At 64.3% G+C, this 20,550-nt stretch carries 20 protein-coding genes, 5 tRNA genes and 1 pseudogene; 17 read left to right on the forward strand and 9 right to left on the reverse strand.

From position 1 onward, the window contains the following. The first annotated feature begins 142 nt into the window (after positions 1–142). Entirely contained in the window at positions 143–322 is a 180-nt protein-coding gene (locus tag ACB031_RS02580) for a hypothetical protein (RefSeq protein WP_017779728.1), read from the forward strand. A 95-nt stretch (positions 323–417) separates the two neighbouring features. Here the strand turns inward: ACB031_RS02580 and ACB031_RS02585 are convergent, their stop codons facing one another. Then, complete coding sequence (locus tag ACB031_RS02585; RefSeq protein WP_005301286.1) at positions 418–1,005, reverse strand: FMN-dependent NADH-azoreductase; 588 nt, start codon at positions 1,003–1,005, stop codon at positions 418–420. A 225-nt stretch (positions 1,006–1,230) separates the two neighbouring features. Here ACB031_RS02585 and ACB031_RS02590 point away from each other — a divergent pair, with 225 nt between their 5' ends. The 5 genes and pseudogenes from ACB031_RS02590 (at position 1,231) to ACB031_RS02610 (ending at position 4,638) form a co-directional block, all read left to right on the forward strand. After that, positions 1,231–2,121, forward strand: coding sequence for a DMT family transporter (locus ACB031_RS02590; RefSeq protein WP_042006472.1), 891 nt, complete (start codon positions 1,231–1,233; stop codon positions 2,119–2,121). Positions 2,122–2,206: 85 nt separating this feature from the next. Beyond that, positions 2,207–3,385: a formate-dependent phosphoribosylglycinamide formyltransferase gene (purT, locus tag ACB031_RS02595; protein WP_371138933.1), complete on the forward strand. Its 1,179-nt coding sequence runs from the start codon at positions 2,207–2,209 to the stop codon at positions 3,383–3,385. Positions 3,386–3,512: 127 nt separating this feature from the next. Continuing rightward, complete coding sequence (gene hxpB, locus ACB031_RS02600) at positions 3,513–4,172, forward strand: hexitol phosphatase HxpB (RefSeq protein ID WP_371138934.1); 660 nt, start codon at positions 3,513–3,515, stop codon at positions 4,170–4,172. 11 nt (positions 4,173–4,183) lie between these two features. Next, positions 4,184–4,302, forward strand: a pseudogene (locus ACB031_RS02605) (hexitol phosphatase HxpB); the annotation flags it as partial. A 132-nt stretch (positions 4,303–4,434) separates the two neighbouring features. After that, entirely contained in the window at positions 4,435–4,638 is a 204-nt protein-coding gene (locus ACB031_RS02610) for a CPXCG motif-containing cysteine-rich protein (RefSeq protein WP_005301298.1), read from the forward strand. Positions 4,639–4,723: 85 nt separating this feature from the next. Here ACB031_RS02610 and ACB031_RS02615 read toward each other — a convergent pair whose 3' ends face one another. Next, complete coding sequence (locus ACB031_RS02615) at positions 4,724–5,335, reverse strand: riboflavin synthase (protein ID WP_017764380.1); 612 nt, start codon at positions 5,333–5,335, stop codon at positions 4,724–4,726. 130 nt (positions 5,336–5,465) lie between these two features. Between ACB031_RS02615 and ACB031_RS02620 the strand changes: the two genes are divergently transcribed. The 7 genes from ACB031_RS02620 (at position 5,466) to ACB031_RS02650 (ending at position 7,867) form a co-directional block, all read left to right on the forward strand. Then, positions 5,466–5,672, forward strand: a complete 207-nt coding sequence (locus ACB031_RS02620) for a YaeP family protein (protein WP_005301307.1) — start codon at positions 5,466–5,468, stop codon at positions 5,670–5,672. Between the two features lie 146 nt (positions 5,673–5,818). Next, a complete protein-coding gene (locus tag ACB031_RS02625) occupies positions 5,819–7,198 on the forward strand; it encodes an MATE family efflux transporter (RefSeq protein WP_213343326.1) in 1,380 nt (459 codons plus the stop codon). 161 nt (positions 7,199–7,359) lie between these two features. Beyond that, positions 7,360–7,436: transfer RNA gene (locus tag ACB031_RS02630), tRNA-Val, on the forward strand. A 12-nt stretch (positions 7,437–7,448) separates the two neighbouring features. Then, a tRNA-Val gene (locus tag ACB031_RS02635) sits at positions 7,449–7,525 on the forward strand. Positions 7,526–7,541: 16 nt separating this feature from the next. Further along, a tRNA-Val gene (locus ACB031_RS02640) sits at positions 7,542–7,618 on the forward strand. A gap of 58 nt (positions 7,619–7,676) precedes the next feature. Continuing rightward, positions 7,677–7,753 (forward strand) — tRNA-Val (locus tag ACB031_RS02645). Positions 7,754–7,790: 37 nt separating this feature from the next. Next, positions 7,791–7,867, forward strand: a tRNA-Val gene (locus ACB031_RS02650). A 135-nt stretch (positions 7,868–8,002) separates the two neighbouring features. Here ACB031_RS02650 and ACB031_RS02655 read toward each other — a convergent pair. Continuing rightward, on the reverse strand, positions 8,003–10,441 hold the full coding sequence (locus ACB031_RS02655; RefSeq protein ID WP_371139117.1) for a DNA polymerase II: 2,439 nt from the start codon (positions 10,439–10,441) through the stop codon (positions 8,003–8,005). A 195-nt stretch (positions 10,442–10,636) separates the two neighbouring features. On the opposite strand from ACB031_RS02655, the gene ACB031_RS02660 reads away from it, so the two are divergent. The 3 genes from ACB031_RS02660 (at position 10,637) to ACB031_RS02670 (ending at position 13,112) form a co-directional block, all read left to right on the forward strand. Then, entirely contained in the window at positions 10,637–11,131 is a 495-nt protein-coding gene (locus ACB031_RS02660; protein ID WP_162518928.1) for a prolyl-tRNA synthetase associated domain-containing protein, read from the forward strand. A gap of 203 nt (positions 11,132–11,334) precedes the next feature. Further along, positions 11,335–12,573: a GGDEF domain-containing protein gene (locus tag ACB031_RS02665; RefSeq protein WP_026141614.1), complete on the forward strand. Its 1,239-nt coding sequence runs from the start codon at positions 11,335–11,337 to the stop codon at positions 12,571–12,573. Further along, a complete protein-coding gene (locus ACB031_RS02670; RefSeq protein ID WP_371138935.1) occupies positions 12,570–13,112 on the forward strand; it encodes a GNAT family N-acetyltransferase in 543 nt (180 codons plus the stop codon). Before ACB031_RS02665 ends, ACB031_RS02670 begins: the two co-directional genes overlap by 4 nt. A gap of 51 nt (positions 13,113–13,163) precedes the next feature. Here the strand turns inward: ACB031_RS02670 and ACB031_RS02675 are convergent, their stop codons facing one another. From ACB031_RS02675 to ACB031_RS02690, 4 genes are all read right to left on the reverse strand, one after another. Continuing rightward, complete coding sequence (locus ACB031_RS02675; protein ID WP_124249772.1) at positions 13,164–14,024, reverse strand: PA4780 family RIO1-like protein kinase; 861 nt, start codon at positions 14,022–14,024, stop codon at positions 13,164–13,166. Between the two features lie 110 nt (positions 14,025–14,134). Continuing rightward, positions 14,135–15,130 (reverse strand): lauroyl-Kdo(2)-lipid IV(A) myristoyltransferase, encoded by a 996-nt coding sequence (locus ACB031_RS02680; RefSeq protein WP_371138936.1) that lies wholly within the window; start codon positions 15,128–15,130, stop codon positions 14,135–14,137. Positions 15,131–15,300: 170 nt separating this feature from the next. Continuing rightward, a complete protein-coding gene (gene lpxM, locus ACB031_RS02685; protein WP_371138937.1) occupies positions 15,301–16,290 on the reverse strand; it encodes a lauroyl-Kdo(2)-lipid IV(A) myristoyltransferase in 990 nt (329 codons plus the stop codon). 253 nt (positions 16,291–16,543) lie between these two features. Beyond that, positions 16,544–17,524, reverse strand: a complete 981-nt coding sequence (locus ACB031_RS02690) for a TDT family transporter (RefSeq protein ID WP_019840565.1) — start codon at positions 17,522–17,524, stop codon at positions 16,544–16,546. A gap of 99 nt (positions 17,525–17,623) precedes the next feature. On the opposite strand from ACB031_RS02690, the gene ACB031_RS02695 reads away from it, so the two are divergent. After that, positions 17,624–18,532: a LysR substrate-binding domain-containing protein gene (locus tag ACB031_RS02695; RefSeq protein WP_279484311.1), complete on the forward strand. Its 909-nt coding sequence runs from the start codon at positions 17,624–17,626 to the stop codon at positions 18,530–18,532. 123 nt (positions 18,533–18,655) lie between these two features. Here ACB031_RS02695 and ACB031_RS02700 read toward each other — a convergent pair whose 3' ends face one another. Both ACB031_RS02700 and nfo read right to left on the reverse strand, forming a co-directional pair. Then, on the reverse strand, positions 18,656–19,645 hold the full coding sequence (locus ACB031_RS02700; protein WP_371138938.1) for a Gfo/Idh/MocA family protein: 990 nt from the start codon (positions 19,643–19,645) through the stop codon (positions 18,656–18,658). A 33-nt stretch (positions 19,646–19,678) separates the two neighbouring features. After that, complete coding sequence (nfo, locus tag ACB031_RS02705) at positions 19,679–20,524, reverse strand: deoxyribonuclease IV (protein ID WP_005301356.1); 846 nt, start codon at positions 20,522–20,524, stop codon at positions 19,679–19,681. Positions 20,525–20,550: the final 26 nt, after the last annotated feature.

A 20,550-nucleotide genomic window follows, 5' to 3' on the forward strand; every position in this document is an offset into this window, starting at 1 on the left:
CCATGCCGCTGGCTCCGGCGGCAAAAGCTGCTATGGTGATGGCTACCCCGGTCAACTGACCTTCTGCAAGAGGTATGGATACATCTTGCTGTCACAGACCGCGGTTAGCCTTCTCTTCACCAGCCGTAGCCAAGGATGACCCATGATGTTTCTGACCCGTCCCGCCAGCCTGATCACCCTCTGTGCCTTGCTGATGATCAGCCTTCTCTCGCCCCGCCTGCCTGACAGCGCCGAACAGTGGCTCACTACCCTGCTGCTGGGCTCCCTGGTGGTGGTCTGCCTGATGGTCGGCAGCGGCTGTCGCCGCTTTCTGCGGGATTGACCTGACGGGCCGCTTCATCGGGTCAGACACCAAAAAACAACGCAGCCCTAGGGCTGCGTTGTTGCTTTCTGGCGTATGGCGGGTTGCTCTCTTGATCAGAGGGCCAGGGTCTCCAGCTGGCCCTTGGCCTGCTCGATGCCCTTGGCCTGGGCATCCGGACCCATGCCCATGCCTTCGGCGTAGATGAAGTCCACCTCCTTGATGCCGATGAAGCCCAGCACGGTGCGCATGTAGGGGGTCACCAGATCGGTGGCGCTGCCGACGTGCATGCCGCCGCGGGGGCTGATCACCAGGGCGCGGGTGTTTTCCACCAGGCCGACCGGACCGGTTTCGGTGTAACGGAAGGTCACGCCGGCGCGGGCCACCAGATCGATCCAGTTTTTCAGCTGGGTCGGGATGTTGAAGTTGTACATGGGGGCGGCAATCACCACCAGATCGCTCGCCTTGAGCTCGGCGATCAGCTCGTCGGACTGGGCCAGCACGGCCAGTTGACGCTCATTGAGGTTTTCACCACCGCGCAGGCCTGACGCCAGCTCGCCATCCAGTACCGGCAGGTTCAGGGCCGCCAAATCACGCACGGTGACGGTGTCGGACTGATGGTCGGCCAGGAAGCCGTCGATCAGGGCGTTGGATTGGGAATATTGGCCCAGGATGCTGGACTTGAGTACGAGGATATTGGCCATGGTGAAACTCCATTAGGTTGTCGGTTGAACAGCGGTGCTGTCGATGGAGGTCACTCTAAACATTGGGCTTCTATACAGATAGCGAAAATAGATGCTCAACTTATTCAAAAATTTTGATGGTAGTGCATTCTCTCGCCAGCCGCCTCTCTCACGCCCCGCCAAGGCTTGGCAGAACAAACGATTGCCGTTATGATCCGCCGCACTTTTTTCAGCGACCCGGATCCCATGACACCCTCGCGCAGGCACTCCCCCTTTGCCGGTGCAGTCTGGATGATGGTAGCGGGCCTCTGCTTCGCCGCCGTCAACAGCCTGAGCCAGTATGTCAGCTTCAAGCTCGGCCTCCCCTCGACCCAGGTCGCCTTCCATCAATATCTGATTGCCCTGGTCTGTCTGCTGCCCTGGCTTATTCGCCACGGCCTGCGCCAGTCGCTGATGACCAACCAGCTGCGGCTGCACCTGCTGCGGGTTGCCCTGGCGGTGGTCGGCATCCAGTTCTGGCTGTGGGCGCTGGCAGTCCCCGTCCCCATCTGGCAGGGGATAGCGCTGCTGATGACCTCGCCGCTGTTTGCCACCCTGGGGTCGGCCCTCTTTCTCAAGGAACAGGTGAGCCGGGCCCGCATTCTGGCGACCCTGGCCGGCTTTGTCGGCGCCATGCTGATCCTGGCCCCCTGGACCGACGATTTCAGCTGGGCTTCCCTGCTGCCGGTGGCGGCGGCCCTGTTCTGGGCCGGCTACTCCTTGCTGGTGCGCTATCAGGCGGCGAGCGAGTCGTCCCACACCATCGTCGTCTACCTGCTTATCTTCAGCACCCCGTTCAACGCCATGCTGGCGCTGCCGGAGTGGCAGTGGCCGAGCGAAACCCAGTGGCTGCTGGTAGCCGCCTCCGGCGTGCTGTCGGCGCTGGCCCAGATGTCCATCGCCCGCGCCTACAGCGTGGCCGAGGCCTCGTTCGTGCAACCCTTTGATTTTGCCAAGCTGCCCATGAACGTGCTGGCCGGCTGGCTGGTGTTTGGCTGGGCGCCGCCCGGCCGATTGTGGCTGGGAGCCGCCATCATCATCGGCGCCATCACCCTGCTCACCCATCTGGAGCAGCGCGCCCACAAATCCGTTTCCTGAGGTACGCCATGCGTGCCTCTTTTTTTGCCCGCTATTCGTGCGATAGCGGCCCTCAATCACCACCCACGACATCAGGAGAGATCACATGTTTGGAACCGCTACCCGCCCCGGCGCCACCCGCGCCCTGCTGCTGGGCTCCGGCGAACTTGGCAAGGAGGTCGCCATCGAGCTGCAACGCTTCGGCATCGAGGTGATCGCCGCCGACCGCTATGCCGATGCCCCCGCCATGCAGGTGGCGCACAGCGCCCATGTGCTGGACATGCTGGACGGTGACGCCCTGCGCGCCCTGGTCAACGAGGTCAAACCGGATCTGATCATCCCCGAGCTTGAAGCCATCGCCACCGATACCCTGGCCGCCCTGGAGCAGGAAGGGGTCAAGGTGGTGCCGAACGCCCGCGCCACCCAGCTCACCATGAACCGGGAGGGGATCCGCCGCCTCGCCGCCGAGACGCTGGGCTTGCCCACCTCCCCCTACCGCTTTGCCCAGAGCAAGGAGGAGTTTGTCGCCGCCGTCGAGACCATCGGCCTGCCCTGCGTGGTGAAGCCGGTAATGAGCTCGTCCGGCAAGGGGCAGAGCGTGCTGCGCGATCTCGCCAAACTCGACGAGAGCTGGACCTATGCCCAGGAGGGCGGTCGCGCCGGTCGCGGCAAGGTGATCGTCGAGGGCTTCGTCCCCTTCGAGTACGAGATCACCCTGCTCACGGTACGCGCGGTGGACGGCATCCACTTCTGCGAACCCATCGGCCATCGCCAGGAAGATGGCGACTACCGCGAATCCTGGCAGCCGCAAGCCATGAGCGAACTGGCTCTGGCCCGCTCCAAGGAGGTAGCAGCCAAGGTGGTCGAGGCGCTGGGCGGCTACGGCCTGTTCGGGGTCGAGCTCTTCATCAAGGGTGACGAGGTGTGGTTCAGCGAGGTCTCGCCGCGCCCCCACGACACCGGCATGGTGACCCTCATCTCTCAGGATCTCTCCGAGTTCGCCCTGCACGTGCGCGCCATTCTGGGGCTGCCCATCGGCACCATAACCCAGTACGGGCCTAGCGCCTCCGCCGTGGTGCTGCGCGAAGGGCACAGTCAGGACATCCGCTATCAGGGGATTGGCGAGGCGCTGGCTCTGGTGCCAGGTGCCCAGCTGCGGCTGTTTGGCAAGCCGGAGATCGCCGGTCGCCGCCGGCTCGGCGTGGCGCTGGCGCGAGCCAAGCAGTGCGACGAGGCGGTAGAAAAAGCCAAAGCGGTTGCGGCCGGCGTCAAGGTGCTGTTCTAAGCCCACTTTTTGGCACACGAAATCAAACGTTTGCCAGCATGATCCAGCGCAAGGGGCATGGCAATGCCCCTTTTGCATTGAGGCACCTTGTTTATAATCCCCCCTTCACCTATGTCAGGAGTACAAGATGTTAACTGCCGTGATCTTCGATATGGATGGTGTTCTGATCGACTCGGAACCCTTTTGGCAACGAGCCCAGATGGCTGTCTTCTCCGAGCTGGGCCATCCCCACACGGTGGAAGATTGTGAGTCGACCATCGGGGTACGCATCGATCAGCTGGTCGCCCACTGGTATCGGTTGCGCCCCTGGAGCGGCCCTAGCCAGGAAGAGGTGGTGCAGCGCATCCTGGATCGGGTCAACGCCCTGATCCTCTCCGAAGGTCAGGCCAAGGCTGGCGTGCTGGAGGCACTCGACCTCATCGAGGCGCAAGGCCTTAAAATCGGTCTGGCCACCTCCTCCCCCTTTGCCATGGTGGAGGCCGTGCTCGGCAAGCTCGGCATTCGCGATCGCTTCCTGGCGGTGCACTCCGCCGAGGTGGAGCGCTTTGGCAAGCCGCACCCGGATGTCTATATCCACGCCGCCGAGAAGCTGGGGGTCGAGCCGGTGCATTGCCTCGCCATCGAGGACAGCTTTACCGGTCTGCTGGCGGCCAAGGCGGCCTCCATGACCGCGCTGATTGTGCCGGACCCGGCGCTGGTGGGTGACCCCCGTCTGGCCATTGCCAACCATCAGCTGCGCTCGCTGGCCGAGCTTAATAGCGAGATGCTGGCCAGCTGGGTCAACTAAACGACCAGCAGGCGCTGATCGTTCCCATGTACCCGGCGCTGGTGGGTGACCCCGTCTGGCCATCGCCAACCATCAACTGCGCTCGCTGGCCGAGCTTAATAGCGAGATGCTGGCCAGCTGGGTCAAATAAACCCCGCCCTGGCGGACTGACCTCCTGCCTCCCTTGATCCCGGTCATAATCGTGCGCTTGCTCGCGGTCAGGCAGGTGCGATCCAGCTAGAATCTGGGGAGAGAGGCGGCCCACGGGCCCGAGGAGGTCATCATGATCGAGTACACCAGCAAGCGCATCGTCTGCCCCCACTGTGGCCATCATACCCGGGTCGAGCTGGATGCCAGCCAGGGGGATCAGGAGTTCTATGAGGATTGCATGGCCTGCTGCAACCCCATCCACCTGCGACTGCACCGGGATGAGGCGCGCGACTGCCTGCAACTCTTCGTGGATGCTGACGACGAACAGATGTTCTGAGTCGCCCTGACAGGGGATAGCGCAAAACAAAGCGGGGCCCACTGGGCCCCGCTTTCCTTTTCGCCTAAGCGGCCGCCCCTGCGCCTTATTGGCGCGCCGCCAGCACCCGCTCCACCGTGTCGACGATGGCCTGGGTCTGGGGGTCAATCTCGATGTTGGTCTGCCAGCCGGCCTTGACCCAGCCGAGGTTGGTGCGGGCCAGGGTCTCGGGGATCAGGTTGACGCAAAATTCGCAGCCGCGCACCTCGCCCACGGTGAGGCTGATGCCGTCGATGCCGATGTAGCCCTTGGTCAGCACGTATTTCATCAGCGTTGGGGCCAGGCGATACCACACCTGCCGGTTGTTGGGGGTGTCGATGACCGATACGACCTGCGCGGTGCCCATGATGTGGCCGGACATGGCGTGACCGCCGATTTCGTCGCCAAAGCGGGCGGCCCGCTCCACGTTGACCTTGTCCCCCGGCTGCAGCTGGCCGAGGTTGGTGAGGCGCAGGGTCTCCTGCATCAGATCGAAGCTGACCAGGTCTCCTTCGACCCGGGTGACAGTCAGGCAGCAGCCGTTGTGGGCCACGGAGGCGCCCAGCGCCAGCCCCTCGCCCCAGGCCGGGCTCGGCATGCGGATCACGTGGGTACGAAAGTTGGGCAGCTCTTCGATGGCCACCAGTTCGGCGGTCCCCTGCACTATGCCGGTGAACATGTCTCGTCTCCTGCTACGAAAAAAGGCAGGGTAACCTCGCCACACGACCCAGACAAGCGCAACCGCTGACAAGCAGGCGGCCGATCGCTATAGTGACGGCATTCAATCAAGTGCTGACAAGGAAACAAAAATGCAGGTATATCAATGCTGTGAGGCCATTCGCATCGCCTACAACCAGATTGGCTCCGGCGAGCAGGGCTATGTGCCGCAGGCCATCGCCGCCACCATCAGGGCGCTCAACGCCGTGGCATCGGATGAGCGGGTGCCGGCGGATCTGCGCGAGCAGGCCGCCTACGCCGCCGCCAACCTGCTGATCAGCGATCACGAAGACGCCTGATCCCGGGCTTGCACCAATCGTTTCGTCCCGGATGAATTTCAGGCTAGAATGACCCCCCCGCACTTTGCACTCCCCCTTCCGGAGTGCAAAGGCTCTTCCCGATACCCGCTCTTTTTACGCTTTATCTGATCCACTCGGAGGTGTCAGTGCAACGTTATTGGTCCGAGGCGAGGCAACTCGTTCGTCTAGCCAGCCCCATTCTGGTCGCCCAGGTGGCCCAGATCGCCATGAACTTTGTCGATACCGTGATGGCGGGACAGGTCAGCGCCGTCGATCTGGCCGCCGTGTCGGTGGCCTCCAGCTTCTGGTTGCCGGTGATCCTGCTGGTGCAGGGCATCATCATGGCGCTCACCCCCATCGTCTCCCAGCTCAATGGCGCCCGCAAACGGGACGAGGTGCGCCCGGCGGTGCACCAGGGCTTCTGGCTGGCGCTGATGGTCACCCCCATCGCCATGGTGGTGCTCTATTTCAGCCCGCTGGCGCTGCAGTTCATGGACGTGGATCCCGTGATGGCCACCAAGACCACCGGCTACCTGCATGCCATCCTGTGGGGGCTGCCCGCCTTCGTGCTGTTCCAGGTGCTGCGCAACTTCAGCGAGGGGCTCTCCCACACCATGCCGACCATGGTGATCGGCTTCGTGGGGCTGGCGGTCAACATCCCGGCCAACACCATCTTCATCCACGGCCTGTTCGGCATGCCGAAACTGGGCGGGGTCGGCTGCGGCGTGGCCACCGCCATCGTGCTGTGGGCCATGCTGCTGGCGATGATCGTCTATGTGAAGCTCTCCCGCCACTTCAAGGAGATCAACCTGTTCGCCCAGCTCGCGCGCCCCAATGGCAGCCGGATCTGGCGCCTGTTCCGGTTGGGTTTCCCCATCGCCATGGCCATCTTCTGTGAGGTGACCCTGTTTACCGTGGTGGCCCTGATGCTGGCCCCCTTTGGCGCGGAGACGGTGGCGAGCCACCAGATAGCGCTCAACTTCTCCAGCCTGGTGTTCATGCTGCCGCTCTCCATCGGGGTGGGCGTCACCATCCGGGTCGGTCACAGCATCGGCGAAGGGCTGCCTGATCACGCCCGGGTCGCGGCCCGCACCGGCCTGATGCTGGGCATGACGGTGGCCGCCGCCACCGCCGCCCTCACCGTGCTGCTGCGCGAGCAGATCGCCACCATCTACACCGAGGACCTGCAGGTGATCACCCTCGCGGCCACCCTGCTCTTCTTCGCCGCCATCTACCAGATCTCCGACTCGGTACAGGTGGTGGCGGCGGCGGCCCTGCGCGGTTACAAGGATACCAAGGCGATCTTCTACGTCACCATCGTCGCCTACTGGGGACTGGGGCTGCCCACCGGCATGATCCTGGGCCTGACCGACTGGGTGGTGCCGCAGATGGGACCCCAGGGCTTCTGGGTCGGCTTCATCGTCGGCCTCACCTCCGCCGCCCTGATGCTGGGTACCCGGCTGCGCTACATCTATGGCCGCTTTGCCAGCCCGGAGGCCTGCAGCGCCCTCTCCAAGGCGCAATAAGGGGAAACTCGCCTGCAAAATCAACAGGCTGCGCAAGAACTGGGCAAACAGTCTCCTTTGTGCGTGCGGCCTGTTGACAGCCTAGGGGGGCATGGGTAGTATGCCGACCACGCCAGCAGTGCTGGCGGGATAAAACGGGTTTTCAATCCGGTTTATGAAGTGGGTTTATAGCTCAGTTGGTTAGAGCACTACCTTGACATGGTAGGGGTCGTTGGTTCGAATCCAATTAAACCCACCACTTTTCCGCGATGCGTCCTTAGCTCAGCTGGTTAGAGCACCACCTTGACATGGTGGGGGTCGGTGGTTCGAATCCACTAGGACGCACCATCCGGAACACTGTTATGCGTCCTTAGCTCAGCTGGTTAGAGCATCACCTTGACATGGTGGGGGTCGGTGGTTCGAATCCACTAGGACGCACCATAACAGTTTGAATAAATTGCAGGAATTGAGTGTGAGCTGATAGCTCAAACACAGATGTGGGTTTATAGCTCAGTTGGTTAGAGCACTACCTTGACATGGTAGGGGTCGTTGGTTCGAATCCAATTAAACCCACCACTCCCCTGCAATCACACAAAGTCGCCTTGCGCACCCTGCGTCCTTAGCTCAGCTGGTTAGAGCATCACCTTGACATGGTGGGGGTCGGTGGTTCGAATCCACTAGGACGCACCAGATTTGAAAAGCCCGCTCCTCGAGCGGGCTTTTTGCATTTCTCTTCTCTGACGATCCATGCTTTCCCCTCTCATCAGCCCCTCTTGACCCGCTGCGGCCATTGTCGGGACATGGCCGCAGCGTTCCCTTGCCCAGTCAGAAGAGATCGAGCTGCTGGCCGCAGATCCGCTCGAACGACTCACCGATAAAGGGGAGGATGGCATCGGCGATGGGTTTGAGCTGCTTGTCGATGTAGTGCTCGTAGTCGATGGCGCTGCGCCGGTATTCCAGCGGCTCTGGGCCATTCAGAGTCACCAGGTAGGCGATGGAGCCCCTGTGCTGGTAGCGCTGGGGCAGACCGCGGCGCAGGTTCTCCTCGTCCGCCAGGCGCGCCGCCCGCACGTGGGGCGGCACGTTCTTCTGGTACTCCTCGAGTTTCTGGCGCAGCCGCTTGCGATAGACCAACAGCTCGTCGTGAAGGCCGGCGCGGGTCTCGTCCACCATGGTGCGCACATAGCCGCTGGGATCCTGGTCGTGAAACACCATCTCGTAGAGGCGGGTCTGGAACGCCTTGGCAAGGGGCGTCCAGTCGGTGCGCACCGATTCGAGCCCCTTGAACACCAGCTGCTCCTCTTCGCCAGCGTGATGGCCTGCCACCAAGCCCGCATAACGCTTCTTGCTCCCCTTCTCCAGCCCGCGGATGGTGGGCATCAGGAAGCGGCGATAGTGGGTCTCGTACTGGATCTCCAGATAGCTCGGCAAATCGAACTCCCGCTTGATCAGCGCAGTCCAGTTGTCGTTGATCATGCAGGCCAAGCGCCGGCCAATCTCGTCCGCCTGGGCGGGGCTGGTCTCACGCCCCAGGTGGACGAAGGTGGAGTCGGTGTCGCCATAGATCACCTCGAAACCCTCCCCCTCGATCCACTCCCGGGTCTGCTGCATGATGCCGTGACCGCGCAAGGTAATGGAGGAGGCAAGCCGCGGGTCGTAGAAGCGGCAGCCCCCCGAGCCCAGCACCCCGTAGAAGGAGTTCATGATGATCTTGATGGCCTGGGAGAGCGCCTTGTTGCTGGCCGCCTTGGCTCTATCCCGCGCCGCCCACAGGGTGGCGATGAGATCCGGCAGGAAGTGGCGGGTGCGGGAGAACAAGGCGCCGCGAAAACCCGGAATGGCGTGGTCGGGATGCTGCAGCCCCTCAATGAGCCCCATGGGGTCGATGCAGAAGGTGCGGATGATGCTGGGATAGAGGCTCTTGAAATCGAGCACCAGCACGTGGCGATAGAGCCCAGGTTTGGAGTCCATCACATAGCCGCCGGGGCTCGCGAGCCCCCCGTCGGCGGGCAGGTTGGGCGCCACATAGCCGCCGCGGTGCAGCCGTGGCAGATAAAGATTGGTAAACGCTGCCACCGAGCCCCCTACCCGGTCGAGCTCGAGGCCAGTGAGGGAGGCGCGCTCGATGGCAAAGGGGATGAGGTGGCAGTAGTCGAAGATCTCCCACACCAGCTTGCAATCCTCCAGGTTGTAGCGGGCCAGCGCCTCCTTGTCGGAGTGGAACAGCTCGGTGATCTTCTCCCCCCGGTTGGCCACATCCTCGATGTCCTTGCCGCGGCCGAGCAGCTCGCTCGCCACCGCATCCAGGCTGTAGCTGGGGAACTGCCAGGTGGCGCTTTTGAGGGTGTCGATGCCATCCAGTACCATGCGCCCGGGGATGATGACGCTGCCGCTCTGGGGGTCGTTGCGGGATGAGCGCCAGAAGCAGAGCTCGTGGCCGCGGCCGAGTCGCAGCCGCCGCTTGTTGAGCTCGGCGCGGCGCAGCAGCAGGCGAAAGTCGAAGTTCACCACGTTCCAGCCGATCACCAGATCGGGGTCGTTCCGCACAAACCAGCGCTCCAGCGCACTCAGCAGGGCGCTCTCGTCCGCTACCCACTCGACCTGGGTACCCCAGCTGTCGGCATCGGCCTCCGGCACGCCGATCATGATGACCCGCGCATCCTCTTCGCTATAGAGCCCCACCGAGAAAAGCGCCCCGTCCATGGCGCACTCCACGTCCAGCGACACCCAGGAGAGGGTCGGCGTCACCGCCTGGGGCGCGCAGCGCGCCTCGTTCACCTCCCAGTAGCCCTGTTTGCCCCCCTTCTTGCGCGCGCGCCCCTCGAAGCGCACGCCGGCGGTGATGAAGCGCTCCATCAGGAAGCGCTCCGGCAGCCGGATATCCGCCTCGAAGTGCTCCAGCCCACGGATGAGCAGCAGCTCGATGGCGCGGTGAAAGGCGCTCAGGGTGGCAAAATAGCAACCCACCACGGCGCGACCGTCGAAGGTGTGCATGGGCAGGCGGCGAAACCGCCCGCTCACCCCGGCCCCCTTGAACAGCTCCGCCGCCTCCGCCATATGGCTCTGCGGCAGGAAGAAGACCGGCTCCTGCCCCGGCACCACCACCCGCACCGGCCCCTGTTCGCTCCAGAGCCACATCACGATCTCGGTGCGCTCCGGCTGCTCGCCGCGGCCGCGCACATCCCGCCCGTGACGGGTCAGGATAAAGCCGTCGCGCGGCGGGGTAACGGGAGAGATGGGGGGGTGGTCGGTCATGCCAGTCATCGGGATCAACATAGGTGTGGGACTATTGTACGTTCATACAGTGCTTTACTGCAATTGGCACGCCAGGCTGCCATTGCCACGCAGGCTGCCAGGGGCGGCGCAAACTGGTATGCTCGGCCAGACGGACACGCGCTGCCGGTGGCAGTGGTGTTCGCCCATCGACTCACCCCGCTCGTCAGCCAACATCAGGAGGTCATGGTGGCGCTTTATTCTCTGCTGGATCAGCTGGCCATTCCCTATCAACGCATCGATCACGCCCCCGTCTTCACCTGCGAGGAGGCCAGCCGGCTATTGCCCAACCTGCCCGCAGCCAAGACCAAGAACCTCTTCCTGCGCGACCCCAAGAGCGAACGGCTGTTTCTGGTGGTGACCCCTGAGCAGAGCCGGATCGATCTCAAGGCGCTGGCGAGCGCCCTTGGCGTCAAACGGCTGAGCTTCGGCTCGCCCGAGCGGCTGGAGGCGGTGCTCGGCCTCACCCCGGGCTCGGTCACCCTGCTCGCCATGGTGCGCGACAGAGAAAGCGCGGTGGAGCTGGTGGTGGATGAGACGATCTGGCAGGCCGAGCGGGTGCAGTGCCACCCGCTGGTCAATACCGCCACCCTGCTTATTCGCCTCGACGACGTGCGCCGTCTGCTGGCCCACCTCGGCCGGGAAGCCACCGTCATGCGGCTGCCGGTGGTGGTTGACTGAGGTCGACGTGTGCGGGGGATGGCCCTTCGTCACTCCCCGCCCCTGATTAATCGTGTCAGCCGCCGGCAACTGGGGGGGTTGGCACTATCCTGCCCAGACCATCCAAGCCATTGCTCAGCGGCACAATTCATGCTGTGATCCGCCCCAGTCACCCGGCCCTGAGACCACAGCGCCGTTACCGGCAGGAAGAGCCCACACCCTTGATGCAGAGTCTGTTTTCCTCGGCCCAGTTGCTGAGCCTGGTGCTGTTTGTCAGCCTGTCCCACGTCGGGGTCGCGGCCATTTTCGCCTACCTGTGGCATACCCAGCGACCGCTGCGCGCCCTGCTCTACTGGTCGGCCAGCGAGCTGGCCATCGCCGCCGCCTTTGGTTGCCTGCTGCTGCGCCCCCTCACGGGGGAGACGTCCCTTGCCAATATCCTGCTCACCAACCTGCTGATCATCGCCACCCCGCTGCTCTATGAGCGGGGCCTGCGCCATTTTTTCCGGCGCGAAGCCGACCGCTTCGGCTGGCTCTGCCCGCTCCTCGCCCTCGCCGGCTTCCTGCTGTTTGCCCTGGTGGCCTCGCAGCAACCGCTGGCCGATGTGCACAGCCGGATCATCACCCTCTCCGGCGTGCTCTCGCTGCAGATTGGCCTGCTGCTGTGGCAGCTCTGGCGCTACCAGCGACTAGCCCCCGCCTACCGGGTGCTGCGCTTCGCCATCCTGCTGCTCGCCCTGCAACTGGCCCTGCAGCTGCTCAGGATGGCCAAACATCAGTGGTGGCCGGAGTCGGCCGCCTCCAGCCTCACCGACCCCCTGCTCGGCCCGGTGATCCTGCTCAGCCTGCTCTTTACCATTGCCCGCAGCTTCATCCTGCTGAGCCTGGTGCACACCCGCCAGCAGCAGGCCATGCTCGCCACCCAGCGCGAGCTGGAGCGGCGCGCCAACCAGGATGCCCTGACCGGGCTGGACAGCCGCCACCATTTCGAGCAGCAGCTGGCGGCGCGGGCCTGCCGCAGCGCCCGTCCCTGGCAGCTGCTGCTGATCGACCTGGACAACTTCAAGCAGATCAACGACCGCCACGGCCACCCCGCCGGCGATGCCATGCTGCGGGCGGTGGGCCGGGTGATCCGGGAGAGCCTGCCGCCGGCGGCACTGGCCGGGCGCCTCGGTGGCGACGAGCTGGCGCTGCTGGTGATGGAGACGCCGCAGACGCTGCCTGGCTACTGCCACGCCCTGCAACAGGGGGTCACCGAAGCCACCCGCCCGCTGGCGGGCGGCCCCATCGGCCTCAGCATGGGGCTGACCTCGCTGCAGACGGGAGAGAGCTTCGAGCAGGCCTATCTGCGGGCGGATCAGGCGCTCTATGCCGCCAAGCAGAGCGGGCGCATGCGCGCCTGCATCCGCGAGGCCCACCACAGCGAGCCACGCCTGCTGCAAGCGGCAGAGCTGCACCCGTGACAGCCGTCATCGAGTGTCGAGCCGCGCAGCCTGCCGATGGCCCCGCCTACCGCCGCTATGTGGCCGAGTGTGGCGCCGCCGGGTTGCCGCTCTATCAGGTGGCGCTATTCGACCCGGATCAGTGGCTGCAGGATCTGCTCGCCCATGCCGTTGGCGAGCGCCTGCCGCCGGACTACCCGCCCACCACCACCTACTTTGCCCTTGAGGGGGAAGAGATCCTCGCCACCTTGCGCCTGCGCCACGGCGACACCCCGGCGACCCGCCAGTGGCTCGGCCACATAGGTTACGAGACCCGCCCCTCCCGCCGCGCTGAAGGGGTGGCCCGCACCCTGCTCGGCTGGCTGCAACGCCATGTTCTGACCGGCCCCGTGCTCATCAGCTGTGACGAGGCAAATCCCGCCTCGCTCAAGGTCATTGCCGCCGCCGGCGGGCAATGGCTGGATCGCCGCTACCATGCTGGCGATCGCTGCTGGGTGAACTTTTACCAGATCCAGCCCCACCCCGCCCGCCAGCAAGGCGCCGCTGACTCGCAGCCATAAAAAGAGCGCCCGCAGGCGCTCAGTCGTCTCTTGGTTGCAGGAGCCTGGGCGTCAGTAGCCCTCCTCCTGCTCCGCCTTCAACCGCGCCTGGCGGGCCAGGGCCTCCTCCTCGGCGCTCTCGATTTCGTGCAGTACGGCGTCAAGATCCACCCGCTCGTTGCTCTCTTCGAACAACCCGGTCAGTTCGCTGTCGGGGGTGAGCTTGCCATCTTCATAGAGGGCCCACATCTCCTTGGCGTAACGGGTCTTGAGCAGCTCGGGGGCATACATGCCGTAGTAGTTGCGCATGTTGTCGACGTCCCGCTCCAGCATGGCCTTCGCCTGGTTGTTGGCGGCGGCATCCACCACCTGGGGCAGGTCGATGATGACGGGCCCCTCTTCATCCACCAGCACGTTGAACTCCGACAGGTCGCCGTGAATGAGGCCGGCGCAAAGCATGCGCACCACGTAGCGGATCACCCTGGCGTGGTCGACCAGCGCCTGCTCGTGGCTGAGGGCCACGTCGTTGAGGCGGGGCGCCACGTTGCCATCGGCATCGGTCACCAGCTCCATCAAGAGCACGCCGTCGAGGCAGACATAGGGCCGTGGCACCCGCACGCCGGCGGCGGCCAGCTTGAACAGGGCATCCACCTCGGTGTTCTGCCACACCTCTTCGTGCTGCTTGCGGCCGTACTTGGAGCCCTTCTCCATGGCGCGGGCATCGCGGCTGCTGCGCACCCGGCGCCCTTCCTGATAGACCACCGCCTGCTTGAAGCTGCGCTTGGCGGCCTCCTTGTACACCTTGGCGCAGCGGATCTCGTCGCCGCAGCGCACCACGTAAACATCGGCCTCTTTGCCGCTCATCAGCCGGCTGATCACCTCGTCAACCAGGCCGTCGTCAACCAGAGGTTGGATTCGATTTGGAGTTTTCATGCCCGCCCTTTCACCCTGTGTGCGCCCCCGAAGATAGCCTCTTCCGGTGCGCTTGCCTATTCCAGATTGTGCCGTGCCACCGGCGCCCGGGCGCCGGTCCTTCAGTTGCGTCAGTTTTCGGGGGGCAGGTCGCCGCGGATCCGCTTAATGCCCTCTTCGTAGAAGCCCTCGTGCCCCTGGGGATGCTCCATGGTCTCGAAGATCTTGAGAAACCACATGTACTGCTCCGGGTGCTGGCGCAACTGCTGCTCCACCATGTCATTCATGGCGCGAACGTCGGCCTCCAGATCGGTGCCTGGGTAGGGATCGAAGGGGGCCTCGATCTCCAGCCGGTAGCACCCCTCCTCCTCGTCATAGCAGGCGAGGATGGGCAGCGCCTTGGCGCCGGTCAGCTTGACCAGCTTGGGCAGGGCCGGCAGGGTCGCCTTGGGATGGCCGAAGAAGGGCACGAAGATGCTGGCCTCGCGGCCGTGATCCTGATCCGGCAGGTAAAAGAAGCTGGCGCCGCCGCGGATCGCCTTGATGGCCGGCTTGATGCCGGCACTGCGCTCATACACCTTGCCCCCCTTGGCCCGCTCCCGGTTGATGTACCAGTCGAAGACCTGATCCTTGGCGCTCTTCATCATGGTGCACATGGACATGCCCCGGATGGCGAAGTAGCGGCCTATCATGTCCACCGCCCAGGTGTGGGGCACCACCAGGATCACCGGCCGGCCGGCGGCCTGCTCTGCCTCGATGTGCTCCCAACCGCGCACCTTGATGCGGCCAGCCAGGTGATCGGCGCTGCGCAGGGTCAGCTCGGCAAAGCCCATGAAGGTCTTGAGCCCCACCCGGATCGATTTCAGCAACAGGGCCTGACGGCCCGCCTCGTCAAGCTCGGGAAAGCAGATCTTGAGGTTGGTGTCGGCGATATAAGCCTGCTTCCTGGACAGACGCAGCAGAGGGGGAGCCAGCCGGTCGGCCAGCCGGTCGCGCAGACCATGGGGCAGCAGCCCCAGCAGGCAGAGCAGGCCGAGCGCCAGCCAGCTGCCCCACCAGCGCGGATGGAGCAGACGGGGATGAAATGAGGTGTCGAAAACCGGATCGTGTGAGGACATGGCCGCCATCAAGTCATAGAAAATAAACGGTTATTTTAATTATCCTGACAAAATTTTCCACTTTGGGCTGGCGCGGGCCCGGTTGGGGCAGGCGCCGGCTCGACTGCTCGCCCTGCCAACCGGCAGAGGAGCAATAAAAATGGCCCCGCAGGGCCATAGTACCAACAAGGAATTGCTCATCAGGAGAGCGGCAACAACCCGCGACGGATCCGCTGGATCCCCGCCTCGTAGCGGCCATCCAGCCCGACCTGATCCTCGCGAGTGTCGAAGATCTTGAGAAACCACATGTACTGGCCCGGATCCCGGCTGAGCTGCTGCTGCACCATGTCGTTCATCCGGCAGGTGTCGGCCATCACATCGTCGGTGGGATAGTTGTCAAAGGGGGCGTCTATCTCCAGTCGGTAGCAGTGATGCGCCTCGTCATAGCAGGCCAGCAGCGGCACCGCCTTGGCGCCGCTCACCTGCACCAGTCGCGGCAGGGCCGGCAGGGTTGCCTTGGGCTGACCGAAGAAGGGGGCGAAGATGCTCTTCTCGCGGCCATGATCCTGATCCGGCAGGTAGAAGAAGCTGTTCCCCTCCTTGATGGTGCGGATCACCGCCTTGATGCCGGCGCTGCGCTCATAGACGCGGCAGCCATTGCGGGCCCGGGCACGGTTCAGATGCCAGTCAAACACAGGGTTGCGCGCCCGCTTCATCATGGTGCACATGGGCACCCCGCGTTGGGTGAAGTAGTAACCGGCCGCGTCCACCGGCCAGCTGTGGGGCACCACCAGGATCACCGGTCTGCCGGCCGCCTGCTCCGCCTCGATATGTTCCCAGCCAGTGACCCGCATCCGCTTCATCAGATAGGCGGGGCTGCGCACCGAGAACTCGCCAAAGCCGAGCAGGCTCTTGAGGCCGACCCGGATCGAGGTCATCAGGATGGCGTCGCGCTCGGCCTCGCTCTTTTGCGGGAAACAGAGGGCCAGGTTGGTTCTGGCGATGTAGACCTGCTTTTTCGAGATGCGAAACACCAGCGGCGCCAGGGCGACGGCCAGCCGATCGCGCAGCCTCACCGGCACGAAGGCCAGCAGCATCAGGACGCCAAGCGCCAGCCAGCTGAACCAGTAACGCGGATGCAGGAATCGGGTCTCGAAACGAGAGTCAAACACGGGATCATGGGAAGACATGGATGGGGTCAAGCATGGGAAAGGAAGCTGCATTGTATTCATCCTGACAGGTAATACCAGTTAAATTCATCATGGCTTTGGCGAAGGAGCCACCCCGGTCGGGACCAACAAAGCGGGCGGGTTTGCGCAGGCAAGCCCATAAAAAAAGCGCCCCACCCGAGGTGGAGCGCCTTGTCGTCATCTGTTCGGTGGCGTCCGTCTTGTGCGGACCTGCTCACCGGACCCTTTATCCCGGCCCTCTTGCGGCCATTTCCTAGCGACGAACCATGCCGGATGCCAGCTCGTCGCTGCCCAGCGGCAGGAAGAACATCAGGTAGCGCAGGGCCACGTAACCGACGATCAGGGTGGCGGCGCCCAGTTCGAAATGGGCCAGCAGCCGGATCTGCTCGACGTACTCGGCTGCCTGGGGCCACTGCTCGACCAGATGGCTCACCTTGAACAGGGCGGTGGCACCGATCACCAGCGGGAAGGTGAAGGCGGCGTAGCCCGGCGAGAACGGCAGACGCAGCAGCTTGATGAAGGCCAGATAGATGATGCCGGTCATCAGCACGGCGATCCCCAGCAGCACGGCTACCAGCAGCAGGGAAGGTTGCTCGCTCACGGTGAGGTAGCCGGCCAGTGACAGGCTGGCGGGCGCCGCGAGGATGGCGATGGTCGGTTTGGCGGCATCCGGCACTTCATGGCTGAAGATGAGGCGATAGAGCATCAGCGGCAGCATCAGGCCGTAGCAGAGCATGCCGAACCAGAGCAGGCCGTTGGCTAGCGCGGCGTATTGGCCGCCCGGAAAAGCGACGTCTGCGACTATGATCCCCACCGGCGGCACGAACCAGCTCGGCACCATGTGGTGGATTTCAAACTGTTTGGCCCGATGCCAGACGAAGGTGGCCAGGAACCCCAGGTGCAGCAGCACGGCAAACAGCCAGAGCCCCTCCCCCAGACCGGCGTTGAGCATGCCGACCGCCTTGGAGACCACCATGGTGCCCATGGCATAGGTGGGCACCACGCTGCCGACCACCGGGTGAGCCAGATCCTGCCACAGCAGGCGCGGGTGCAGCAGAAACTTGAAGGTCAGGATCACCAGCAGCACGGCGGCAACGGCGGCGCCCAGCAACTGCAGGCGGCCATCGAAGTGACCGGCATTTTCCCAGCACCAACCGAGACTGGCGATCCCGAGCGCCAGTCCTGCCATGGGGGTCGGAGCAGCGGCTAGGGATTGACGGGTTCTTGCGATCATGTCTGAAACCTCATGTGAGAGACGATGGGCATAGGATAATGAGCGGCCATCGTTTACGATATCTAAATGAATTAAATCAATCGTTCAGGATTTCCAAACATGAAGCTGACCCTGCAACAACTCAAGGTCTTTGCCACCATCGCCCGTTACGGCAATCTGGGGCTGGCCGCCAATGAACTGTGCCTGAGCAAGGGCGCCGTCTCCCAGTCGTTGCAGGAGCTGGAGCGTCAGCTCGCCACCCCGCTGTTCGATCGCATTCACCCCAGGCTGCAGCTCAACAACGAGGGACGCCTGCTGCAACCGGCGGCCGAAGAGCTGCTGACCCGGATGCAGGACATCGAAACCCTGTTCAGCCCGGATGCCGAACCGAGCGGCCAGCTGCGTCTGGGTGCCAGCCAGACCATAGGCAACTACCTGCTGCCGGCCCTGCTCGCCACCAGCAAGCAGGAGCTGGGACAGCCGCCCCGCGTCACCATCACCAACACCCATCAGCTCTGCCACCTGCTGGCCAACTTCGAGCTGGATCTGGCGCTGATCGAGGGGGAGAACCACCACCCGGATCTGGTCAGCGAGCCCTGGCTCCACGACGAGATGCTGATCGTGGCCCAGCCCGCTCACCCCCTCGCCGGCCGCCATCGCCTCTCCCTCGCCCAGCTGAGCGACGAGACCTGGGTGCTGCGCGAGCCCCAGTCCGGCAGCCGCGAGCAGTTCGAGCAGCAGATCCAGCCCGAACTGCCCCGCTGGCAGGCGGGGCTCGAGCTCAACACCCTGGAGGCGGTGATGCTGGCGGTCGAGAAGGGGCTCGGCATCTCCTTCATCTCCCACCTGGCGGTGACCGATCGGCTGCAGGCGGGCCGTCTGATGGCCCTGCCCCTCGCCCGCCGCTTTCCCCGCCAGCTCTCCCTCATCTGGCACCGGCAGAAGTATCACTCTGCCGCCCTGCGCCGCTTTCTGCAATTTTGCCGCGCCCAGGAGGATGTGTTGCCCAGCCAGATCAGCAGCACCTGAGCCAATGGGATGATCGGGCAGCCTATTGCCCGGCATGGCCCTTGCCGCCAGGTATCGGCAGCAATAGCAGCAATAGAAGAGGGAGAGCCCTGGCTCTCCCTCTTGGTCATTCTGCCTTGTGACTCAGCGTTTCACGGGCAGCAATCCCCGCTCGACCCAGCCCAGCACCTGTCTGGTCAGTGCCTGCGGCACCCAGGGGGAGTCGGTCATGCCCGCCCTCACGCAGGCGGCAAAGTGATCCGCCTCGTGCTGCATGCCGCCGCCACCGACCGGCAGCGCGATGTCGTGGGGCCAGGCCGGCAGAGGGTCACCACCAAGCCAGACGATCTGCTGGGGATTCCACCACTTGCCCACCAGCTCCAGCGCCCAGCCGGGCCCGGACAGCCAGGCCGACTTGTCGAGATCCTCGACGATGGAGGCCACCAGCTCGGCCTTGAGCGGGCCGGCAAAATCAAAGCGGGCGGCTTCATCCACCTCGCCCTCACGGCGAGACAGCGTGACCTCGGGCTCACCCGCCGCCAACCCCAACTGGTGACAGAGGGCGGCATAGAGCCAGAGCGGGTAGACCCCCACATCCCAGGCGGCGCCGCCATCCAGCGCCGGATCGAACAGCTTGCCGTCCCGCGTCTGCACCGAGCCGAAGGCCGCCTTTAGCCTGTCGGGGGCTGGCAGGGCCGACAGGCGCCCCAGCAATGCGCGCATGGCGGGGAAGCACATCACCTTCATCGCCTCCATCAGCAGCAGGCCCCGCTCGGCGGCGAGGCGCACCAGCCGATCCCAATCTGCGACGCGAGTCACCGCCGGCTTTTCCACCAGCACGTGCTTGCCCGCCAGCAACATGCGTTCGATCAGGGCGGCGTGCTCCGGGTGGATCACCGCCACGTAGACCGCCTCCACCAGGGGATCCGCCGCCAGCGCCTGATAGCTGCCATGGGCGTGGGGCAAGCCCTGCTCGTCGGCAAAGGCCTGCGCCCGCGCTTGATCACGGGCGGCGATCGCCACCACCCGGCTGCCACTGGCGTGTCCGTTCACATCCTGACAAAAACGGCGGGCGATGGCCCCCGCGCCGGCAACACCCCAGCGCAGCGGCTGTTCGCTTGCTCTCTCTTGCATCCCTGTCTCCTTATGCCCTCTGCCGGTCAATCATCATGCCTGCGCCAGGCTGCGCAACCAGCGGATCTCGTCGCCCCAGATGGACTCGTCGATGGTCTCCAGGATCAGCGGAATGCCGTCGAAGCGATGGTCATTCATGATGTGATGGAACACCGCCTCCCCCAGGTTCCCCTCACGCAGGCTGTGGTGACGATCGACCCGGCTGCCGAAGGTGCACTTGGCGCCGTTGATATGCATCCCTTTCAGGTACTGGAAGCCTACCGTCCGGTCGAACTCGGCAAAGACGGCAGCACAACTCTCCGCGGTGCGCAGATCGTAGCCGGCGGCAAAGGCGTGGCAGGTATCAAAGCAGATGCCGACCCGGCTCTTGTCTTCCACCCCGTCGATGATGGTGGCCAGGTGCTCGAACGACCAGCCGAGGTTGGTGCCCTGGCCGGCGGTATTCTCGATCACCGCCGTCACCCCTTCGCTGCGCTCCAGCGCCCAGTTGATGGATTCGCTCACCAGCTTGAGGCTGGCCGCCTCCGGGATCTGCTTCAGGTGGCTGCCCGGATGAAAATTGAGGTAGCAAAGACCCAGCTGCTCGCAGCGCTTCATCTCGTCCAGAAAGGCATCGCGGGACTTGGCGAGGCCATCGGGGTCGGGATGACCCAGATTGATGAGGTAGCTGTCGTGGGGCAGGATCTGCTCGGGGCGAAAGCCCCCCTTCTCGCAGGCCAGCTTGAAGGCGCGAATGCTGGTCTCGGAGAGCGGCGCCGCCTGCCACTGGCGCTGGTTCTTGGTAAACAGGGCGAAGGCGTTGGCCCCGATGGCCTGGGCGCGGGCGATGGTGTTCTCCACCCCGCCGGCCGCACTGACGTGGGCTCCGATAAATTTCATCTCATCTCCTCTGCACTGTTGCTGGG

It is taken from the genome of Aeromonas sp. S8(2024) (assembly GCF_041403085.1).
GTDB classification, from domain to species: Bacteria; Pseudomonadota; Gammaproteobacteria; order Enterobacterales; family Aeromonadaceae; genus Aeromonas; species Aeromonas dhakensis.